This is a genomic window from Exiguobacterium sp. s166 (assembly GCF_018618855.1).
Lineage (GTDB): Bacteria > Bacillota > Bacilli > Exiguobacteriales > Exiguobacteriaceae > Exiguobacterium_A.
Genome location: NZ_JACSMU010000001.1, coordinates 629,472 through 643,060 on the forward strand (window position 1 = coordinate 629,472; position 13,589 = coordinate 643,060).

Below are 13,589 nucleotides of genomic sequence, written 5' to 3' on the forward strand. Positions count from 1 at the left end.
TCAATATCCTCCTTTTGGATGGTAAATCACGTAGTTTGTTTCCGGTCCGCGAGTACCGCGAACAGGATGACGAGCCCTTTGACGACAAGTTGGAAAAATGACGAGACACCAAGTAAGTTCAGTCCGTTGTTGAGTGTCCCGATGATCAAGGCACCGATCAACGTCCCGACGATCCAACCGCGTCCACCAGATAAGCTTGTTCCACCAAGGACGACCGCTGCGATTGCATCGAGCTCGTACGATGTTCCGGCTGTCGGTTGCGCCGAGTTGAGACGCGACGTCAGGATGATTCCAGCGAGTGCTGCCATTAAACCAGACAGCGAGTAGATCAAAATCTTCACTTTGTTGACTTGAATCCCCATCAATTTGGCAGCTTCTTCGTTACCGCCGATGGCATAGGTATAACGCCCGAATGTCGTTTTCTTCAGGATGAAGTACAGCACGCCAAAGGCAATCAACATCGTGACGACCGGAACCGGGAAGATCCAGAAGTAGCCGCGGCCGAATAATTCGAACCAGCCACCCTGGCTGAGTCCCGTAATCGGCTTCCCGTCCGTATAGACGAGTGTCAGACCACGGAAGATCGTCATCGTCGCGAGTGTCGCGATGAATGGTGCGACTTTCCCGAGTGAGATGACCATTCCGTTTAAAGCACCCATGATTGCCCCGACGATCAAGCCGGCAAGCACAGCGAGAATCGCGGACGTTCCGTCGGTCATCAGACCGGCGACGAACGCGGACGACAAAGCAAGAATCGAACCGACCGATAAGTCGATCCCGCCCGTTAAGATGACGAATGTCATCCCGAAAGCAATCAAGGCATTGATCGAAACTTGGCGTAAGATGTTAAATAAGTTATTAAGCGTTAAAAAGTCCGGTTCCATGATCGAAACGACGAGAATGATCGCGAACAGTCCGGCGAGCGGACCGAGCTTTTGACCAATCCCGAGTCGTCTCGGTTTCTTTTCTGTCAGTTTCCCTTGCATCAATTCCATGTCATTGTCCTCCTGTCGCAAGCGTCATGATACTCTCTTGCGTTGCCTCTTCTTGATTGAGCATGCCGCTCATTTGTCCTTCACGCATTACATAGACGCGATCGCTCATGCCGAGAATTTCCGGCAGATCAGAACTGATCATGATGATTGCGACGCCCGATGCGGCCAGTTCGTTCATAATCATATAAATCTCTTTTTTCGCCCCGACGTCGACGCCGCGTGTCGGTTCGTCAAGAATCAGGACATCCGGTTTGGTTCCGAGCCATTTCGCGAGGACGACCTTTTGCTGGTTCCCGCCGGATAAGGATTTTGCCGGTTGATCCATCGAGCTGTGCCGGACAGATAACGACTTCAGATAACCTTCCGCGAACTGCCGCTCCGATTGATCGGAGATGACACCGGACTTCGATAACGACCGGATTGTCGGCAGGGAGATGTTTTCCCGGAGTGAAAAATCGAGGAACAATCCTTCGCCTTTTCGGTCTTCCGTCAAGAAACCGAGTCCCTGTTTGATCGCATCGTGTGGTGATTTGATTTTGACGACGTTGCCGTTTAAGCTGATTGTCCCTGCTTTCAGCCGGTCGACCCCGAACAAGCCGCGCATGACTTCCGTTCGTCCGGCGCCCATCAAGCCGGAAAAGCCGACGATTTCCCCGGCCCGGACCGAGAACGAGACATCTTCAAATCGTTTGCCGGTCGCTCCGGTGACTTCAAGGACCGTCCGACCAAGTATCACTTGCCGCTCCGGATACCGTTCACCCATCTCGCGTCCGACCATTTCGCGGACGATCTGTTCAAATGAGGTGTCGGCAATCCGGTGGGTCGAGACCGAGACACCGTCCCGTAAGACCGTGATCCGGTCACACAGTTCAAAGATTTCTTCCATTCGGTGTGAGATATAGACGATCGAGACTCCTTGACCCCGCAATGCCGTTGCGACACTGAACAAGGCGCGGATTTCACGCTCTGTCAAAGCGGCCGTCGGTTCATCCATGATGATGACCTTCGCGTCCGTCATCAACGCTTTCGCGATTTCGATCATCTGCTGTTGTCCGACCGATAACGTCCGGGCGAGCTGATTGACGTCCATGAAGACGTTCAATTCTGCCAGTTCCCGTTCGGCAAGCCGTTTCATCTCCGCCTGCTTCAAAACACCGAAGCGGGATTTCAGTTCCCGTCCGAGAAACAGATTTTCCGTGACCGTTAAGTCCGGTAAGATGTTCAGTTCCTGGTGGATGAAGGCAATTCCCGCTTCTTCCGCCAGTTTCGGATTTTTATACTGCTGTTCGACGCCGTCGACCAGAATCGTTCCTTCATCGGCTTTATGAACACCGGTCAGAATTTTCATCAGTGTCGATTTTCCGGCACCGTTCTCTCCCATCAAGGCATGAATCTCACCGGTCGCGAGAGTGAAGTCGACTCCCTTCAAGACGGGAACGGGACCAAACGCTTTTGTGATACCTGTCATCTCAATTTGCATCGTACTTCCTCCCCTTAAAAAATGACGCCGGCGTGTAAGATGACGTTCGCATACGGTGTCGCTTCACCCGTACGGATGATGACTTTCGCCTGCTTCGTCAATTCCTTGAATGCTTCGTGCGACACATAATCTTGCGGTACGTCGAGCTTCGTCACAGCCTCGAGCGCAACCGGATTAGCTTCTTTGATTTCTGTCGCCAGTGTCACCTGTTCGACGGCCATATCGTCGGCAACGATCCGGACGACATCAACGAACGATGGTGTCCCGAGTTCAAGTGCCAAATCAATCCGTTCTACGCTTGCCGGAATCGGCAGACCACAGTCGGCGATGACGACCATGTCCGTATGACCAAGATCCGTTAAGACTTTACTGATATGACTGTTTAAAATGCCGTGTCGTTTCATGCTTCGACCTCCATCTGTTCGCGCGTCGGCATTCCGCCTTGTGCTCCGAGTGCCCGGACGGACATACCGGCTGCCTTGTTCGCAAACCGAATCGCTTCCGTCAGGGACTTTCCTTCGGTCAAGCTGACAGCGAGTGCCCCGTTGAAGGTATCACCGGCGCCTGTCGTATCGACGACGTCCGTCTTGATCGCCGGGACCGTCACGATCGCCTCTCCGTCATAAAAACGGGCACCGCGGCTGCCTTCCGTGACAATCAATTTATTCGGATACTGGCTTAACCAATGTTCAAGTGACTGCTGTTGTCCGAAAATCAAGCCACATTCATGTTCGTTTGGTGTCAGGTACGTCACGTCTTCGAGTAACTCGTCGTCAAGGACGATGGCTGGCGCCGGATTCAAGACGACGGGAATCCCGTGTGTCTTGCCGTAACGCGCCACCTGTTTGACGGTTTGAAGCGGAATCTCGAGCTGTAACAAAATCATGTCCGTCTGACCGAGCAGGCTGTCGAGTTGGCTCTCATCATAGACGACCGCCAAGTTCGCCGACTGGACGACGACAATCGAATTGTCGCCTTCTGCAAGCGTAATGTGGGCCGTTCCGGTCCGCTCGTTCGCAATCGTCTGCAAATGCGTCGTTCCGACCTGCTCCGTTTCAAAGTTCTGAAGGATCGCCACACCGTTTGCATCGTCACCGACACAGCCGACCATTTCAACGTGACCGCCGAGCCGGGCAATCGCAACTGCCTGGTTTGCGCCTTTGCCTCCCGGTATAGTATGAAAGGCCGATCCGATGACCGTTTCCCCTGCTGACGGACGACGATCGCTTTCAACGACCAAATCCATCGAGATACTTCCGACTACACTGATTTGTTTCATGACTCTTCACCCTTCCGCTTCGTTGTTTCCCGTTCAATGACTTCGACCATCAGTTCATGATGGACGGCCGCAATCTCTTTTCCTTCAATCCGTTGAATCAATAACTTCGCCGCCAGTTCGCCCATCTGATAGATTGGCTGGGCAATCGTCGTGAGCGGTGGAGAAATCATCTGCCCGAGTTCAATTCCGTCATAACCGATGATCTGTAATTGATCCGGAATCGCGATTCCCCGCTCGGCTGCGACTTGAATCGTCGCTGCGGCGATGACATCATTCGCTGCGAAAATCCCGTTGCAGTCATAATGGTCAAATAAGTAGTTCGCGGCTCCGAGGGCACCTTGGAAATGAAACGGCGACTCAATGCTTGCGACCAAATGTTTACCTGCGATTTCTTCAAATCCGTCACGCCGCTTGCGGATCGTCGGTAATTTTGAAGGACCGCTGATGACGACGAGTTCAGTCGCCCCGTGATCGAGTAAGAACTGTGCTGCTTTTTTTCCGCCGTCATGACCATTTGACGTGACTGTCGGGATCGCTCCTTGCAGGACGCGGTCGAGGGCAACGATCGGCACTTCGAGTTCTTCGTAGTTCGGATTGTTTGAATAGTTGGTCGTGATAATCAATCCGTCGACATGCATCGCTTCGAGCGATTGAATATATTCTTGTTCTTTCTGAAACTGTTCGTCTGTGTTACACAAAATCACCTGAAAACCATGTTGATGTGCCATATCTTCCACAGCACGAGCCAGTTGCGGAAAAAACGGGTTTGTGATGTCTGGGACGATCAAACCAATCAGACCAGATCGTTTTTGGAACAACGACCGGGCGACCCGGTTCGGTCGATAATCGAGCTGCTTAATCGCCTGCAGGACGGCTGTTCTTGCTTTTTCGCTGACGTATCCTTTTTCGTTCATGACACGAGATACCGTCGCGACTGATACATTAGCCACTTTCGCTACTTCCCGGATGGTCGACATGTTCGCCACCTCTTTCTTTTGATAACGCTTACAATATGTATCATATTGTGTAACCGGTTACACATCAATCCTTTTTAAGAAAATATATTTTATTTTTTTTGAAACACACCAAAAAGAGTCCTATCAAACGTTCTGCTGCAACGTTTGTCAGGACTTTTTCGAGTGATTCGGATGACGTTTTTCATATAACCGGCGAAGCAAAGCGATGAGAAACGCGAGAATCGCGAGCGGCTCCAGTAAGTAAATCAACAAAAACGTAATGTCGATGATGGCATCTTCCGGGTTATAGCGCAAAATATAGATGGCTCCAGGCAGGAGCGCAATCAGCCCCGTGACACCCAGGACCGTTCCGAGAATCATGCTTTGACGTGAAAAACGGCTCGTGATTTGATACAGCCCGATAAAGAAAATCAGTTCTGTAAAATAAACGATTCGTAATTGAATATCATCGATTGTGGGGTCCAGACCCAAGAACAAATAACGAAACAGCATCTCTCTCCCCCCTTACCTCTTTCTGTACCCGGTTATCAGCTTCGTTAATGCCTCGATTCCAGTTTGCCTGCATATCCTATCTGACTTTAGGGAATAGCTTGATAGTAACAGTACTTATAGTAACAGTACTTATAGAAAGTTGGGGGTTCGTATGAAAGAAGATCATTCGATGAAAGTCGTTAGTTGTTTAAACGATTTTTTTCAACGGAACGAAGAACCACTACAGGTCGATCTATTGCGTGGTCTTCCACCGGTCGTCTTATTATTAAAAGATGAGGCCAAACGGTCTTTTACAGCGGAAGAAAATCTTCATGACGAACTGCTCAGTGACATCAAACGCCTGGTTCAGGAATGTCTGGACCCACAGACGTTACGTGAACTCGATATCGATGCCGACTTACCAGAGTTCTTCGTCACGCGGGCTCCGCTCTATTCTGCCCATCATTACCTCGTTACGTTTATCGAGGACTAATTTTTACACATTTCATTTTCCGATCACGGGATTCGACACGACGTCGGGTCTCGTTTTTTAGGTCTACCAAAAAATATTCATTCGCTCGCTTTTCTAGGGCGGAAGCGTTGCTTCCTTTTCCCTTAGAAGTCGAGCTATGAATATTTTTCTGCTTTCCTACGAAACTGTGATCACGCGTTTCACGCGACTCCTACATGAAAAAGCGCAAGTCTACTTGTGCTGTCAGAGACAAACGAGATCAGAATTTCTACCTTAGTGAGGCACGGAGTCTGGTCTTGTATCTTGCTGCTTTAAGGAAAGTAAGTCGAATCGAGTATGACGAGTTTTCATAGTAAAACTTCTTTACAAAAAAATCGTATCTAGACAAGAGATTGCTAACTCAAATTAATAGTTTCATACTTGTATATACATAAATTTATAATCAATCAATTCCCAGCCAGGATTCATATCACGAGGGTGCCTCAACTCTGTTCCATTATTATCTTTAAAACATTTAATCTTATTTGGATAATTTTCTAAAATTTTCTCTACTTCTCTCTTTTTCTTTATATATTTTTTTTTATCTCTAATCCAAGCTACGATTATAGTATCTGCATCTTTAAAAGATGCTACCAAATATTTATTATTAAGAGACTCTTGTTCATCGTCTTTATTGCGAAGATCTTTAGGCTTCGTAGCTCTATATGCAAACAGGTTAACTATTGAAACAGCACCGTAGTTATTATTAATCAAGTAGTTTGTCACATTCATTATTGTTCTATCAGTTATCAACTCATCTGCTGTACTTGGATTCAGCATTACCACAGTGGCTTTTCGTTTATTTTCATCCCATACTCTAGTTAATAGATATCTATATTTTTTATCATCCGACAGCAACGCCCTTGACTCAATAGTACTTTTAATTTCCTTGACCATTATGTTCTCTCCCTCTTTCTACCTTTTACACTTATTTTCTATTTACGCTTTTTAGTATATAAAGAAAAAACATCTTCAAAATCTAAAAATAAATACTGTTCAATAAAGTAATTTGTGAATCAAGTTGCGTTATTAATGTATAGTGAATTTTCTGCATTGAGTAGTTCTTAGTTTTAAACTAGACTCAAGTTCATTTAAAAACATAAAAATCTCCTATATAATGTGTACTCATTACACATACATAGGAGATTTTAGCTGTCATCATTGTACGACCAAGTTCAAGGTTCTATATTACGTAGCTCATCATTGTTAAACTTATGGTGTACAAAAACTTCAGACTATCATTTTTATCGACTTAATCTACAAATTGCTTCTTTAAACCGTAAAATGATTTAATTCCATCGTTGACAACAATATCTGAAATCAGGCCTTCGATACGAAAAAGATTGTTTACTTAATTTTCAACTTCAAGAATCGCTTCGATTTCTGCCTCGACTTCTTTATTCACCATCTGCGAACGTTTTTTTCTCAATTCAAGATCCATTTCCTGATCAATGAACTCGTTCGTATGCTTGTCAAAACAGCTGTAACAAATCGGATAAAAGTCTTTTTCTTCTGTCTTCAACGAATTGAATTCCCACGTGTTCAGTTCCAAATAACTGACTTGGTTATTCGTTTCTTTTCCGCATATTTCACACGTCATTTTCATTATTCTCCCCTCGTCATGCATCAATCTTATTTTTTGCTGATTGACGGTCCTTGATACGTTTCAAACGCCCGTGATATTTCATGATATTCGCTTGAGATTGTTTGGCCTCTTCGCTCGTAGGTTGCAAGTTCTCAATATCCCAGTATTTCACGACAACATCTAATACCTGGTCAAAGTATTGGAGGGGTCCGTAATTCGTATCAATCGCAATGGTCTTCATACGCTCTGTAAAGTCCGGCATGATCGCACCCGGCATCGAAAAATTGATGATGACATCTTCAAAGAACACGATGAAGTTTGGATCGAGTTCAAGGTGCGCTTTCACCGTGTCGCGGTAGAACGCATAGTGAAGGGCTTCATCTTTCGCCAAACGGCGGAGCAGTGTCGCCAAGTCTTTGTCGTGCGCTCCTGCCACTCGCGCTACGTTGTTATAGAAAACGAGTGTCGCAAGCTCTTGCAACGACGTATACGCCATCGTCGCCAATGGATTCGTAAAGTCCGGGAACCAGCCGCTTTCAACAACGCGTCTTCTTAATTGATGCAATCGTGTCGGATTGACGTTACGGGTTACGAGTAAATACGTTTCCAGTAAGCTCGAGTGCTGGTCTTCTTCCGCCGTCCACGTACGGACGAAATCATTGATGACTTCCATCGAGTTTTTAAACGTGTAATCCAAGTGCGACGTATACCAAGGTAAGTTCACTTCTGTCAGTAAGGCCGTTTCTACGGCAACGATGACACCTTCCGGAAGCGTGACTTGACTCTCCTCCCAAGGAACGCGTTTAAACGACATCGCCTTGTCCCATGGAATGAATTCGTGATAACTCCAATCAATATTGGCTGAACGCTCCTTATGTAAGCGATACAATTCTTTGATGCGTGGTTCTAAGCGTATATCTAAATCTGAATTTAACATGATCATTTCTCCTTTAGATGTTTTTTGAACCTTCATCCGTTCAAATCTATTTAAGCCTTATAATGATTGTGCTTAAACTTATTTATAACTATAACATTTTAATGACCAGGTAGTAAAAGAAAGGTCTCGTAAATTTGATTTTTTACCCCTTGAAATTGAATGGCGTTAGTATGTACTCAATGGCAAAACCATTTGTTTTGAATCATTTCTGATGTCAGATCGAATTCAACTTCTTTTACTCAATGAATCATGAACACAAAAAACCTCCTATTCGTGTGCGAATCGCACACATGAATAGGAGGTGTCGGCTGTACAGTCAATGTACAACACACGTTAAATCATCAACCTGAAATTACTTCTTGAGGTTGTAGAATGATTTGATTCCGTCGTAGACAGCAACGTCTGAAAGCATGTCTTCGATGCGGAGAAGTTGGTTGTATTTCGCGATACGGTCTGTACGTGAAAGTGAACCAGTTTTGATTTGACCAGCGTTTGTCGCAACAGCGATGTCAGCGATTGTTGAATCTTCTGTTTCACCAGAACGGTGAGAAACGACTGCTGTGTAACCAGCTTTTTTCGCCATTTCGATTGCGTCGAATGTTTCAGTCAACGTACCGATTTGGTTAACTTTGATGAGGATCGAGTTCGCGATGCCTTTTTCGATACCTTCAGCGAGTTTCTCTGTGTTTGTTACGAACAAGTCATCACCAACGAGTTGGACTTTGTGTCCGATACGATCTGTAAGGAGTTTGTGGCCATCCCAGTCGTTTTCGTCACAGCCATCTTCGATTGAGATGATTGGGTATTTGTCGACGAGTTGTGCGTAGAATTCAACAAGCTCTTCTGTTGTAAGGACTTTGCCTTCGCCAGCGAGGTTGTATTTTCCAGCTGCTTTGTCGTAGAACTCAGAAGAAGCGACGTCCATTGCAAGATAAACATCTTCGCCTGCTTTGTAGCCAGCTTTTTCGATTGCTTCAAGAATAACTGTGATTGCTTCTTCGTTTGATTTCAAGTTTGGAGCGAATCCACCCTCGTCACCGACTGCTGTGTTAAGACCCATTCCGCTAAGAACTGATTTCAACGCGTGGAAGATTTCAGCACCCATACGAAGAGCTTCTTTGAATGTTGGAGCTCCAACAGGCATAATCATGAACTCTTGGAAATCAACGTTGTTGTCAGCGTGTGATCCACCGTTGATGATATTCATCATTGGAGTTGGCAATGTTTTCGCGTTGAATCCACCGAGGTACGTGTAAAGTGGAAGACCAAGCTCATCTGCAGCAGCACGTGCAGCAGCCATAGAAACACCAAGAATTGCGTTAGCGCCGAAGTTCCCTTTGTTTTTCGTACCGTCGAGGTCGATCATCTTTTTGTCGATTCCTGCTTGGTCGAAGACATCGTAACCGATGATTTCAGGTGCGATTTTTTCGTTGACGTTGTCAACTGCTTTTAAGACACCTTTACCGAGGTAACGTGATTTGTCGCCATCGCGAAGCTCAACTGCTTCGTGCTCACCAGTTGATGCGCCTGATGGGACGAGTGCGCGACCAAAGCCGCCATCTTCTGTATAAACTTCTACTTCTACCGTTGGGTTACCGCGTGAGTCAAGAATCTCGCGTGCATAAATCTCTGTAATCATTGACATTTAAATTCGCTCCTTTTTGTTTGAGAAAGATTAGTTTGTGGTGAGACAGTGACAAGTCGATCGATTGACGGGATTATTTCTTTAATACAATCGATTTCCCAGTCATTTCTGCCGGTTGATCTGCTCCGAGTAAATCGAGAACAGTTGGTGCCAAGTCTGCCAGTACGCCAGTCAATGGCTCAAGGAGTTCGACGTCCTCGACCGTGACGATACATGGAACAGGCTCCGTTGTGTGCGCCGTCATCTTGCTGCCATCGGCATTGAGGACTTTGTCCGCGTTCCCGTGGTCGGCTGTGATGATGGCTGCGCCACCCTTACTGAGAATCAAATCAACGACTTGACCTAAGCATTTATCCACTGCTTCGATTGCCTTCTTCGTCGGCTCGAGCATACCCGAGTGACCGACCATATCAGGATTTGCAAAGTTGAGGATAATCGCGTCATGTTCGTCCGAGTTGATCGCGTCAACGAGTGCTTCTGTGACTTCGTAGACACTCATTTCCGGTTTCAAGTCGTATGTCGCGACTTTTGGAGACGGGATCAGAATCCGATCTTCTCCTTCGTACGGCTCTTCACGTTGACCGTTAAAGAAGAACGTGACGTGCGGGTACTTTTCAGTTTCCGCAATCCGCAATTGTTTAAGGCCTTGTTTCGATAACGTTTCACCGAGCGTATTTTTGATGTCTTCCGGTGGGAAGACGATGTCCGTATCAATCGCATCCGAGTACTTCGTCATCGAGACGAGCAGCAGGTTCTTCGGCGCATTGTCCGGCAATTCAAAACCATTGAATCCTGTTTTTTCTTTATACGTCTTGGCGAGCTGAATCGCACGGTCCGGACGATAGTTGAAGAACATGATCGCATCGTTATCGTGGATCGGTGCTACTGGAGTACCGTCTTCCTGCACGACTACCGTTGGTTCAATGAACTCATCTGTAACGTCTGTTTTGTACGAAGCTTCGACCATCGCGATTGGGTCTTTTGTTGTCGGACCGTCTGCGAACGTGATGACGTCATAGACTTTCTTGACGCGTTCCCAGCGGTTGTCGCGGTCCATCGCATAATAACGACCAGAGACACTTGCGAATTGACCGACGTTTAACTCGTCCATCTTCGCTTGGGCATCACGGAGGAAACCGGCTCCTGATTGCGGATCACAATCGCGGCCATCCGTGAAGGCATGGAGATAGACTTTTTCGATTTCGTGAAGTTTTGCGAATTCAAGCACAGCATACAAGTGGTTGATGTGACTGTGGATTCCACCGTCAGAGACCAGACCGAAGATATGAAGGGCTGAACCGTATTTTTTCACGTGACCTGCCGCATCGTTCATCGCTTGACGCGAGAAGAACGAGCGATCCTTAATGGCATTGTTGATTCGGGATAGCGATTGGTAGACGACGCGACCTGCACCGATGTTCAAATGACCCACTTCTGAGTTCCCCATTTGACCTTCAGGCAAACCGACGTATTCTCCTTGCGCATTCAACAACGTATGCGGGTACTGTTCCCAGTACCGGTCGAAGTTCGGTTTGTTTGCTGCCGTGACAGCATTTCCGAACTCCTCGTCACGCATACCGAAACCATCAAGGATGATCAGTGCGACTGGACGTTTTTTCATTTAAATCGCCTCCAACAGTTTGAGGAACGATCCTGTCTCAAGACTTGCGCCACCAACTAAAGCACCGTCGATGTCAGGCTGAGCCATATATTCTTTGATGTTGTCCGGTTTGACACTGCCGCCGTACTGGATGCGGACTGCTTCTGCAGCTTCCGTACCGAATTCAGCTGCGATGACATCGCGAACGAATTTACAAGAATCTTGTGCATCTTGTTCTGTTGCTGATTTTCCTGTTCCGATTGCCCAGACAGGCTCATATGCGACAACAAGGTTTTTAACCTGATCGACTGTTAAGCCTTTCAAGCTGTTCGTTGTTTGTTCACGGATGACTGATTCGAATTTCCCGCCTTCGCGTTCTTCGAGTGTTTCACCGACACAAACGATTGGCACGATACCATGCTCAAATGCTTTTTTCGTTTTGCTGTTGATGAACGCATCTGTTTCTCCGAAGTACTCACGACGTTCTGAGTGACCGAGGACGACGTATGTTACGCCAAGTTCTTTGAGCATCACTGGGCTGATTTCACCTGTGAATGCGCCGCTCTCCTGGTCATACATGTTTTGAGCGCCGATTTTCAGGTCCGTTCCAGCTGTCGCTTCTGTCAAGTGTGCAAGGAATACAGACGGTGCACAGACAGCCGCGTCGACTTTCGAAGAAGCGGGTACAGTTCCTTTGACTTCCTCAGCGAATGCCACAGCATCCTTGAGGGTAAGATTCATTTTCCAGTTACCTGCGATAATTGGTTTACGCATTGAAAACACTCCCTTGTGAACTTTAGATTACTTGTCGTTAAGCGCTTCGACACCTGGAAGAGCTTTACCTTCCATGAACTCGAGGCTTGCGCCGCCACCTGTAGAAATGTGACTCATTTTATCTGCAAGACCAAATTTCTCAGCCGCTGCAGCAGAATCTCCACCACCGATGATCGAGTATGCATCGCTGTCCGCTAATGCTTGAGCGACACCTTTTGTTCCGTTTGCATATTTATCAAGTTCGAACACACCCATTGGTCCGTTCCAGACAACGAGTTTCGAAGCCTTGATTGCTTCTGCATACAGTTCGATTGTTTTCGGACCGATATCGAGTGACATGTGATCCGCTGGGATACTGTCGATGTCGCGTGGTCCGACATATGTTTCTTCGCCGAATTCCTTCGTGATGACACAGTCGACCGGCATCAAGAACTTCACGCCTTTGTCTTCTGCTTTTTTCATGAATTCCTTCGCCTGTTCGATTTTGTCGACTTCAAGAAGTGACGTACCGACTTCATAACCTTGAGCTTTGAGGAATGTATAAGATAATCCTCCGCCGATGATCAACGTGTCGACGATATCAAGCAAGTGATCGATGACGCCGATTTTGTCCGCGACTTTCGAACCACCGATGATCGCTGTAAACGGACGATCCGGGTTTGAGAGAGCTTTACCGAGAACCTGAAGTTCTTTTTCGATCAACAATCCTGCTACAGCTGTCTCGACATGGTGTGCGATTCCTTCTGTAGAAGCGTGCGCACGGTGCGCTGCACCAAATGCGTCGTTGACGAAAACGTCTGCAAGTTTCGCAAAACCTTCTGCGAGTTCAGGATCGTTTTTCGTTTCGCCTGGGTAGAAACGAACATTTTCAAGAACGATGACATCTCCTTCTTCAAGCTTGCTGACCGCTTCTTCAGCGACCGGACCGTATGCTTCTTCAACTAGCTTGATGTCTTTACCAAGCAGTTCGCTGAGGCGTGCTACGACTGGTGCAAGTGAGAACTCAGGGTTTTTCTCGCCTTTTGGACGTCCCATATGGCTTGCGAGGATGACTTTCGCTCCACCGTCAACCAAGTGTTTGATTGTCGGAAGGGCAGCACGGATCCGTGTGTCATCTGTGATCTTGCCGTCTTCTAGCGGTACGTTGAAGTCCACACGTGTAAACACGCGTTTTCCTTTTACATCGATATCGCGAATTGATTGCTTATTCATACATTCGTCCTCCGTCTCATACGTATAGTGAGGGGCTCATGCGCCCCTCCAGACTTTTTTCCGCAATAAGAGCGGAGACTGGTATCGTTTCCGCTCTTATTCAATTGCTATTTAATTGCTCGA

The 13,589-nt window shown here is 46.9% G+C and carries 14 protein-coding genes; 1 reads left to right on the top strand and 13 read right to left on the bottom strand.

From position 1 onward, the window contains the following. Positions 1-26: 26 nt before the first annotated feature. From KNP93_RS03160 to KNP93_RS03185, 6 genes are all read right to left on the bottom strand, one after another. Positions 27-995 carry an ABC transporter permease subunit gene (locus KNP93_RS03160; protein ID WP_051525117.1) on the bottom strand — a complete coding sequence of 323 codons (969 nt, stop codon included), beginning with the start codon at positions 993-995 and terminating at the stop codon, positions 27-29. Between the two features lies 1 nt (position 996). Then, entirely contained in the window at positions 997-2,475 is a 1,479-nt protein-coding gene (locus tag KNP93_RS03165; protein WP_214853091.1) for a sugar ABC transporter ATP-binding protein, read from the bottom strand. 14 nt (positions 2,476-2,489) lie between these two features. Then, a complete protein-coding gene (gene rbsD / locus KNP93_RS03170) occupies positions 2,490-2,879 on the bottom strand; it encodes a D-ribose pyranase (RefSeq protein ID WP_214853094.1) in 390 nt (129 codons plus the stop codon). After that, a complete protein-coding gene (gene rbsK, locus KNP93_RS03175) occupies positions 2,876-3,754 on the bottom strand; it encodes a ribokinase (RefSeq protein ID WP_214853097.1) in 879 nt (292 codons plus the stop codon). The genes rbsD and rbsK overlap by 4 nt, the downstream gene beginning before the upstream one ends. Continuing rightward, entirely contained in the window at positions 3,751-4,731 is a 981-nt protein-coding gene (locus tag KNP93_RS03180) for a LacI family DNA-binding transcriptional regulator (protein ID WP_114595129.1), read from the bottom strand. Before KNP93_RS03180 ends, rbsK begins: the two co-directional genes overlap by 4 nt. A 147-nt stretch (positions 4,732-4,878) precedes the next feature. Beyond that, positions 4,879-5,223 carry a hypothetical protein gene (locus KNP93_RS03185; protein WP_214853100.1) on the bottom strand — a complete coding sequence of 115 codons (345 nt, stop codon included), beginning with the start codon at positions 5,221-5,223 and terminating at the stop codon, positions 4,879-4,881. A 151-nt stretch (positions 5,224-5,374) separates the two neighbouring features. Here KNP93_RS03185 and KNP93_RS03190 point away from each other — a divergent pair, with 151 nt between their 5' ends. Next, a complete protein-coding gene (locus KNP93_RS03190) occupies positions 5,375-5,695 on the top strand; it encodes a hypothetical protein (protein ID WP_131972318.1) in 321 nt (106 codons plus the stop codon). A gap of 393 nt (positions 5,696-6,088) precedes the next feature. On the opposite strand, the gene KNP93_RS03195 is transcribed toward KNP93_RS03190, so the two are convergent. The 7 genes from KNP93_RS03195 to KNP93_RS03225 form a co-directional block, all read right to left on the bottom strand. Then, positions 6,089-6,610, bottom strand: a complete 522-nt coding sequence (locus tag KNP93_RS03195) for a DUF1643 domain-containing protein (protein ID WP_214853101.1) — start codon at positions 6,608-6,610, stop codon at positions 6,089-6,091. A 454-nt stretch (positions 6,611-7,064) separates the two neighbouring features. Next, positions 7,065-7,313 (bottom strand): hypothetical protein, encoded by a 249-nt coding sequence (locus KNP93_RS03200; protein ID WP_028105779.1) that lies wholly within the window; start codon positions 7,311-7,313, stop codon positions 7,065-7,067. Positions 7,314-7,332: 19 nt separating this feature from the next. Further along, entirely contained in the window at positions 7,333-8,235 is a 903-nt protein-coding gene (locus KNP93_RS03205) for an acyl-ACP desaturase (RefSeq protein ID WP_012371258.1), read from the bottom strand. Between the two features lie 352 nt (positions 8,236-8,587). After that, the gene (gene eno / locus KNP93_RS03210; protein WP_114595125.1) at positions 8,588-9,880 is read right to left on the bottom strand and encodes a phosphopyruvate hydratase; all 1,293 of its coding nucleotides are present in this window, start codon (positions 9,878-9,880) and stop codon (positions 8,588-8,590) included. A 73-nt stretch (positions 9,881-9,953) separates the two neighbouring features. Further along, entirely contained in the window at positions 9,954-11,501 is a 1,548-nt protein-coding gene (gene gpmI, locus KNP93_RS03215; protein ID WP_114595124.1) for a 2,3-bisphosphoglycerate-independent phosphoglycerate mutase, read from the bottom strand. After that, positions 11,502-12,254, bottom strand: a complete 753-nt coding sequence (gene tpiA / locus KNP93_RS03220) for a triose-phosphate isomerase (RefSeq protein ID WP_026827585.1) — start codon at positions 12,252-12,254, stop codon at positions 11,502-11,504. A 27-nt stretch (positions 12,255-12,281) separates the two neighbouring features. After that, positions 12,282-13,466, bottom strand: coding sequence for a phosphoglycerate kinase (locus KNP93_RS03225; RefSeq protein WP_214853104.1), 1,185 nt, complete (start codon positions 13,464-13,466; stop codon positions 12,282-12,284). Between the last annotated feature and the right edge of the window lie 123 nt (positions 13,467-13,589).